At 75.4% G+C, this 7,549-nt stretch carries 6 protein-coding genes; 2 read left to right on the top strand and 4 right to left on the bottom strand.

Annotation, left to right across the window (positions count from 1 at the left end; all coding sequences use genetic code 11):
- The 4 genes from G3I53_RS27475 to G3I53_RS27460 form a co-directional block, all read right to left on the bottom strand.
- Positions 1 to 1,681 (bottom strand): type I polyketide synthase (locus G3I53_RS27475; RefSeq protein ID WP_343240700.1); only part of this gene is annotated, 1,681 nt, incomplete at its 3' end.
- A 151-nt stretch (positions 1,682 to 1,832) separates the two neighbouring features.
- Complete coding sequence (locus tag G3I53_RS27470; protein WP_164438888.1) at positions 1,833 to 3,557, bottom strand: fatty acyl-AMP ligase; 1,725 nt, start codon at positions 3,555 to 3,557, stop codon at positions 1,833 to 1,835.
- Between the two features lie 356 nt (positions 3,558 to 3,913).
- Entirely contained in the window at positions 3,914 to 4,150 is a 237-nt protein-coding gene (locus G3I53_RS27465; protein ID WP_164338591.1) for a hypothetical protein, read from the bottom strand.
- 433 nt (positions 4,151 to 4,583) lie between these two features.
- Positions 4,584 to 6,086, bottom strand: coding sequence for a helix-turn-helix domain-containing protein (locus G3I53_RS27460; RefSeq protein ID WP_164338590.1), 1,503 nt, complete (start codon positions 6,084 to 6,086; stop codon positions 4,584 to 4,586).
- Between the two features lie 405 nt (positions 6,087 to 6,491).
- Here G3I53_RS27460 and G3I53_RS27455 point away from each other — a divergent pair, with 405 nt between their 5' ends.
- Both G3I53_RS27455 and G3I53_RS27450 read left to right on the top strand, forming a co-directional pair.
- Positions 6,492 to 7,112, top strand: coding sequence for an L-threonylcarbamoyladenylate synthase (locus G3I53_RS27455; protein ID WP_164338589.1), 621 nt, complete (start codon positions 6,492 to 6,494; stop codon positions 7,110 to 7,112).
- Positions 7,113 to 7,114: 2 nt separating this feature from the next.
- Positions 7,115 to 7,549: dienelactone hydrolase family protein (locus G3I53_RS27450; RefSeq protein WP_343240699.1), on the top strand; the 435-nt coding region annotated here is incomplete at its 3' end.

Below are 7,549 nucleotides of genomic sequence, written 5' to 3'. Positions count from 1 at the left end.
CTGCCGGCTCCTGCCCCGGGCCGGCCGGATCGGGCGCCTCCTCGAGGATCACGTGGGCGTTGGTGCCGCTGATGCCGAAGGCGCTCACGCCCGCCCGGCGCACCCGCTGCGGGTCGCGCGGCCAGGGTTCGGCGGCGGCGACGACGCGCAGCCCGCCGTCCGCCCAGTCGACGTGCTCGGTGGGGGTCCCGGCGTGCAGGGAGGCGGGGAGGGTCTCGTGCCGCAGCGCGAGGACCGTCTTGATGACGCCGGCGATGCCGGCGGCGGCCTGGGTGTGGCCCAGGTTGGACTTCAGGGAGCCGATGGCGAGCGGCCGGCCGGCCGGGCGGTCCGGCCCGAACACCCGTGCCAGGGCCCGGCCTTCGATCGGGTCGCCGAGCCGGGTCCCGGTGCCGTGCGTCTCCACGTGGTCCAGGTCGCCGGGCCGCAGGCCGGCCGCGTCGAGCGCGGCGCGCAGGACGCGTTCCTGCGCCGGTCCGCTGGGGGCGCTGAGTCCCTGGCTGCGGCCGTCCTGGTTGACCGCCGAGCCCTTGATCACGGCGAGGACCCGGTCGCCGTCGCGCCGGGCGTCGGCGAGGCGCTTGAGGAGGACCAGGCCGCAGCCCTCGGCCCACACCACGCCGTCCGCGTCGGCGGAGAAGGGGCTGCACCGCCCGCTCGGGGACAGTCCGCGCAGCCTGCTGAACTCCACGTGTCCGCGCGGGGTGACGAGGAGCGTCGCGCCGCCCGCCAGGGCCAGGTCGCAGGTGCCGTCGGCCAGGGCGCGGGCCGCCAGGTGCAGGGCGACCAGGGAGGAGGAGCAGGCGGTGTCGACGGTCACGGCGGGGCCCTGGAGCCCGAGGGAGTAGGCGATGCGCCCGGAGGCCACGCTGGAGGCGGACCCGGTGCCGACGTGGCCGTCCAGCCGGTCCAGGCCGGCCGCGGCCAGGTAGCCGCTGTCGTAGAGGCCGACGTAGACCCCGGTGGCGGTGCCGTCGAGGGTGCCGGGGACGATGCCGGCGCGTTCCACGGTCTCCCAGGCGGTCTGCAGGAGCAGCCGCTGCTGGGGGTCCATGGCCTCGGCCTCGCGCGGCGAGATGCCGAAGAACGGGGCGTCGAAGCGGTCGATGCCGGTGAGGTAGCCGCCGCGCAGGCTGTACGCCGTGCCGGCCGCCTCCGGGTCGGGATCGTGCAGGCCGTCGGTGTTCCAGCGTCCCGGGGGGACGTCGGTGACGGCGTCGCGGCCCTCGGCGAGGAGCTGCCACAGGGCCTCGGGGTCGTCGGCTCCGCCGGGGAACCGGCAGGCCATGGAGACGATGGCGATGTCGTCGCCGACGGGACCGGGGGGCTCGCCGGCGGGGCCGGAGTGCGGGCGTGGGGCGGGGACGTCCGGCCGGGGGTCCGGTCCGGCGCCGGGGCCGTGCAGGGCCGCTGCGGCGAGAGCGGTGACGGTGGGGTGGTCGAACACGGCGGAGGCGTCCGGCGTCCGGCCGGTGAGCTCGGCGAGTCCGGCGCCGAGGGTCACCAACTGCCGTGATCCTAACCCGAGTTCCGCGATCGGACGGTCCGGGTCGACGGTGCCGGGGTCGACTCCGGCCGCCTCGGCGACGGCCGCCACCAGCCATTCCCGCACGTCGTCCACGGTGGTCGGGACCGGCTGGTCGGACGGGTGCGGGCGGTCGTTCTCGGGCGTCTTCGGCACAGGTGTCCTAGGCAACTCGGGCGCTGGGCGGGCTGGTTCGGTGACGGGAGGGCGACCGGCGGTCACCGCCCCGCCGCCGCGCGGGCTGGGGCGGGAGGGCCGCTGGGGGCCTCGCGGGGCGGGACGGCCGGCGGGGGCGCCGGACCGGGTGTCACCCGGCGGTCGGCGCGTCGGTCCGGGACAGGGTCCCGTCGAGGTAGGCCGTGCGGCAGGCGTGGCGCTGGATCTTCCCGCTGGACGTCTTGGGGATGGTGCCCGGCCGGACCAGGACGACGTCGTGGACCGCCAGTCCGTGGGCGTCGCCGAGGGCGCCCCGGACCACGTCGGTGATCTTCTCCGCCTCGCCGGCGGTCTCCGGTGACGTCTCGGCGACGAGGACGGCCCGTTCGCCGTCGGCGCCGGCGTCGACGGCGAACGCGGCGGTGCAGCCGGGGCGGAGGGCCGGATGGGCCGTCTCGGCGGTGAGTTCGAGGTCCTGCGGGTAGTGGTTGCGGCCGTCGACGACGATCAGGTCCTTCAGGCGGCCGGTGACGAAGAGTTCGCCGTCGCGCAGGAAGCCGAGGTCGCCGGTGCGCAGGAAACGGCCGTCCCGGCCGTTGACCCCGGCGCGGAAGGTCTCGCGGGTGGCCAGGGCGTTGCGCCAGTAGCCCCGGGCGACGCTCGGGCCGCCGACGCGGATCTCGCCGACCTCGCCGTCGGGCAGTTCGTCGAGGGTGTCGGGGTCGGCGACGACCACGGTCACGCCGGGACCGGGACGGCCCGTGCCGACGGCCGCCGCGTCGGCCGCGCCGGCGTGCGGGCCGCCGTCGTCGGCCCGCAGCAGGGTGGGCGGGGTGCCGGCCCGGCCGGAGGTGACCATGAGGGTGGCCTCGGCCAGCCCGTAGCACGGGGTGAGCGCCTCGGGGCGGAACCCGGCCGGTGCGAAGGTGTCGGCGAAGCGGCGCAGGGTGGCCGCCCGGACCGGTTCGGCGCCGTTGAAGGCGACCCGCCAGCCGCTGAGGTCCAGTTCGTCGGGGAAGGCGGGCGGGGCGTGCTTGAGAGCGAGTTCGTAGGCGAAGTTGGGGGCGCCGCTGGTGTGCGGGCGGTGGCGGCTGACGGCGTCGAGCCAGCGCCGGGGCTGCTGGAGGAAGTCCAGCGGGGAGAAGAGGGTGCTGGTGCCGCCGGTGTACACGGTGTTGAGCACCGGGCCGATGAGGCCCATGTCGTGGTAGACGGGCAGCCAGCTGACGAACAGTTCGTTGTCGTGGGCGGCGAGGACGTCCGGGGTGTGGCCGAGCCGTTCGGTGATGACGCGCTCGTTGTCGAGCAGGTTGCCGTGGGTCACCATGACGCCGCGCGGGGCGGCGGTGGATCCGGAGGTGTACTGCAGGAAGGCGACGGTGTCGGGGCCGAGGCCGGGCTCGCGCCAGTCGGCCGCCAGTGCGTCGGGGATGTCCTCGGTGGCGATCCGGGTGACGCCGGCCGGTCCGGGGAGGTGCTCGGCCAGGGTGTCCAGCACGGTGACCACCTCGCGGTCGCCGAGGACCACCGTCGCCCCGGCGTCGGCCATCAGGCGCTTCATCCGGGTCAGCGCCCGGTGGTTCGCGGTGCGTCCGCGCGGGGGCACTCCGGGCACGGCGACCACACCGGCGGCGAGACAGCCGAGGTAGGCGGATATGAACTCCAGTCCCGGCGGGTACAGGAGCATCGCGCGGGAGCCGGTGAGGCCGCGTTCCTGGAGCCGGGCGGCGACGGCGCGGGTGCGGTCGGCGAGCCGGGCGTAGGACACGGTCCGGACCTCGCCGTCGCTGTCCCCGGAGACGAGGAAGCGGTAGGCGGTCCGGTCGGGATGCTCGGCGGCGTGGTGGAACAGCAGGTCGACCAGGGATCGGGCCATGGGAGGAGAATCACCTGTTCTGCGTCAGTGCGAGGAACCGGAGTGAGAGGGCCGCGTTCCGGGTACGCGCGACGCCGCGGCCGGCCTGGCCCCCTTGCCAGCCCGTGCCGTTGACACCCCGGGGAGCACTGGTGTGGTCAACACCCGCCCCCCGAACCCCCGTTCAACGTGCTATCGGCGAGTGGCACGATAGCAACCCCGTCCGCCCGGTCGAACAGGCGGAGGTGAACAGCGCGTAACCAACCGAGTTGGACGCGTATTCGACCGTAGCAGACGTGTGCGGACCTTCCCCCGGGAACGCCGAAGGCCCGGCCGTGCGCGCATCGCGCGACGGCCGGGCCCGGTCGGCCGGAGCGTCAGCCTCCGCCCAGCCGCGCGCGCAACAGGTCCTTGCCCAGCTCGGCACCCTTGCGGCTGTCCGCCTGGGCCTTGCGGAACAGGTCCGCGACCTCGGTGTCCCCGGCCCGTTCGGCGTCCTGGATGTAGCTGTCGAGGCGGAGGGCGTTGCTCAGGCAGGCCTCGACGTACCAGATCAGGTTGTAGTCCTTGTCCTGGGTACCGGTGACGCCGCCGGTCTCCGTGCCACTGCTCATTCGGGCCTCCTTCTCGCGGTGCTCCCTCGGGGCCCTCCCGCCGGTGCGCGACACCGGGAAACCGTCCCGCGCCCGGGGAACCCGGACCCCCCAGCGGCGGTCGGGTACCCGGCCTCGCCCGGGGCACACCGCCGGCGGCACGGCGGCCGGACGTACGACGCGGGAGCCGACCGGTCCCCCGTTCCGGTCGCGCTCCCGCGATACGCCGAAACTACGTGGCCTGCGGCGGGCCTGGGTATCGCGTCCGTGCCCGGTGAAGCCGCGGGAGGACTCAACCGTGCACAGCTGCGTCCGGAACGCACCGGATGCCCGGATTGGACACACTCCGGGGGCACGCCCGCGTCCGCCGCCCCCGTCCCCCGTCCGCCGCCCCGTCCCCCGTCCGCCGCCCCGTCCCCCGTCCGCCGCCCCGTCCGCCGTCCCCGTCCGTCGTTCAGCCGGCCGGCGAGCGGCCCGGTTCCCCCGCGTGCTCCCCAGCGAAGACGGGCCGGGGCAGGTCGCCCAGGGCCAGGTGCGCGAGGACCACCTCGTAGAGGTCGGTGCCGAAGGCCGGAAGCCGGCGTTCCAGGACCGGCTCGGCGCTGCGCACGTGCTCGCGCACGGTCTGGGCGTGCACCCCCAGGGTCTGCGCCGCCCGCTCGGCGTTGCCGCCGACGGCGATCCAGGCGCGCAGGGTGCGGCGCAGGTTCCGGGTGTCCTCGTCGAGGCGTCCGAGGAGCCCCTCGGCCCAGGTGCGGACGGCGGGGCCGGCCAGCAGGCCGGCGAGCCCGCCGGGGGCCGCCGAGGGGTCGGTGCCCGTCCGCCCGTCCTGGAGGGTGATCTGGGTGTGCAGGGCCAGGTGTACGACGGCCCGGGCGGCGATGTCGTCGAAGTCGGTGCCCAGCATGGACTCGACGCGCTCCATGCGGGCGCGCACGGTGTTGCGGCTCACGCCGAGGATCTTGGCGGTGTTGACCGCGGTGAACTCCAGGCCGAGGCGGGTGGTGGCCAGCAGTTCGGCCCGGGTGTGGTGCGGCAGCGCGTCGAGCGGGCGCAGCAGGGCGGCGGTCCAGCCGCGCAGCGCGGCCGGGTCCATCAGCCGTTCGGGGCGGGTGCGTTCGGCGTACACGGCCGTCTTGTCGGGCCGGAAGCGGGCGACGGCGAGGGCGCTGACCGCCTGCCCGTACGCCGTGGCGGTGCGAGCCAGGCTCTGCCAGACGCTGCCGCCCAGGTAGGTGTCGGGATGGCGCCGGACCAGCGAACGCAGTGCGGGTGCCGTGGCCTCGCGCGGGCTCACGACGATCACGTGACCGTCCATGGCCGGGCACCGGACGACCAGGGCCTCCTCCTCCGTGGTGTCCAGGCACTCCTGTGCGAGCCGGTCGCGCCGCTCGGCGTCGGACTCCACGACGTAGACGCAGGCCCGGTCCGCGTCGAGCAGGCCCGGCCAGAGTCCGGCGGCGACCCGGCGGGCGGCGACGGTGTCCTCGACCATCAGCAGCTGCAGGATCGCCAGCCGCAGGTCGGCGGTGGCACGGCGGAGCCGCTGCCCGGCGGCGGTGCTCTCCCGGGCGGCCAGCAGCAGCTCGATCACCTGCGCGGTGTGCGTGACGACGTCGGAGGTGTGCCGGTCGAAGGGGGCCGGGCGGGACACCGCCAGCAGGTGGATCCGGCCGGCGTGCTCGACCTTGACCAGACGCAGGTGCCGGCCCTCCCCCTCCCAGGCCGCGGAGGCGAGCCGGCCGGAGGTGATGCCGGTGGCGAGGCCCTCCTCCAGGGGCAGGAGCGTGCCGGCGAGGACCGTGCCGTCGGCGTCCTGGAGGCCCGCGACGCCCCGCACGGTCCCGGCGAGCCAGTCGACGACCCGCCGCAGGTCGCGTCCGGAGGGACGCAGGTGTTCGAGCAGTTCCCGCTCCCAGGCGGGGGCGCCCCCGCCGGACGGTGCGGAACGCGCCACGGCGGCGCCGGTTCCGGTGGCCGCGGCGGGCCCAGCCGCCCCCGTTCCGGCGTGGCCCGGGAGCCCGGGTGCGGCTTTGGTCCCCGCGGTTCCGGAGGCCCCCGGTGCGGTTCCGCTTCCGGCTGCCCCGGAGGGCCTTCGCGTCCCTCTCGTCCCTCGCGTCCCACCGGTTTCCGTCCCGCTGGGCCCGTCCGTCCCGTCGGACCGCCGGAGGCCGTCCCTGCCGCCTGTCACCTCGGCCTTCCCCTCGTCGCGCTCACTGTTTTCCGGCCAGTCCGGGGACGTTACCCCACCCTCGCGCCGGGCTCATCCCGAGCGCTTTTGCGAGGCCGTGTCCGACGGGGCCGCCGGGACGGGAGGGGTCGTCGGTGCGGGCCGGCCGCGGGAGGGGCATAAGCTCGGTGAATGGCGAAGTACTTCGACGTGCACCCCGACAACCCGCAGCCGCGCACCATCTCCCAGGTGGCCGAGAGCATCCGTTCGGACGCTCTGATCGCGTATCCGACGGACTCCTGCTACGCCCTGGGATGCCGCCTGGGCAGCCGCGACGGCATCGACCGGATCCGCACCATCCGCAAGCTGGACGACCGGCACCATTTCACGCTGGTGTGCCGGGACTTCGCACAGCTCGGCCAGTTCGTGCGGATCGACAACGACGTGTTCCGGGCGGTCAAGGCGTCCACGCCGGGCAGCTACACCTTCATCCTGCCCGCGACGAAGGAGGTGCCGCGCATGCTCCAGCACCCGAAGAAGAAGACCGTCGGTGTGCGCATCCCGGACCACGTCGTCACCCAGGCCCTGCTGGCCGAGCTCGGTGAGCCGCTGCTGTCCAGCACGCTGCTGCTGCCGGGCGAGGACGAGCCGATGACCCAGGGCTGGGAGATCAAGGACCGTCTCGACCACGTGGTGGACGCGGTGCTGGACTCCGGCGACTGCGGCACCGAACCCACCACGGTGATCGACTTCTCGGGCGGCGAGGCCGAGATCGTCCGCCGGGGCGCGGGCGACACCTCGCGGTTCGAGTGACCGTGACCGCCGTACGGGGAACCGAGGTCGACGTGCCGGCCGGGGACGGTGTCGCCGACGCGTATCTGACGCACCCGGCGGACGGCGAGCCCCGGCCGGCCGTGCTGTTCTACACGGACGCCTTCGGCCTGCGCCCGGCGGTGCGGGCGATGGCCGACCGGCTCGCGGGAGCCGGTCACACGGTGCTGGTGCCCAACGTGTTCCACCGGCGCGGGCGGGCCCCGGTCACCGAGGTGCCCGCGTTCGTCGACGACCGGGCGCGGGGCCCGGTCCTGCGGCGCATGATGCCGGTGATGCGGCAGCTGACGCCGGAGCGGGCGATGCGTGACGCCGGTGCCTACCTGCGGTGGCTGGCCGCCTGCCCGGCGGCGGCCGACGGCCCCGTCGGGGTGACCGGCTACTGCATGGGCGCGGCGCTCGCGCTGCGCACGGCGGGC

The organism is Streptomyces sp. SID14436 (assembly GCF_010548465.1).
GTDB lineage: Bacteria > Actinomycetota > Actinomycetes > Streptomycetales > Streptomycetaceae > Streptomyces.
Note: the sequence above shows the minus strand (reverse complement) of the source record. Positions and strands in the feature narration are given on the sequence as shown.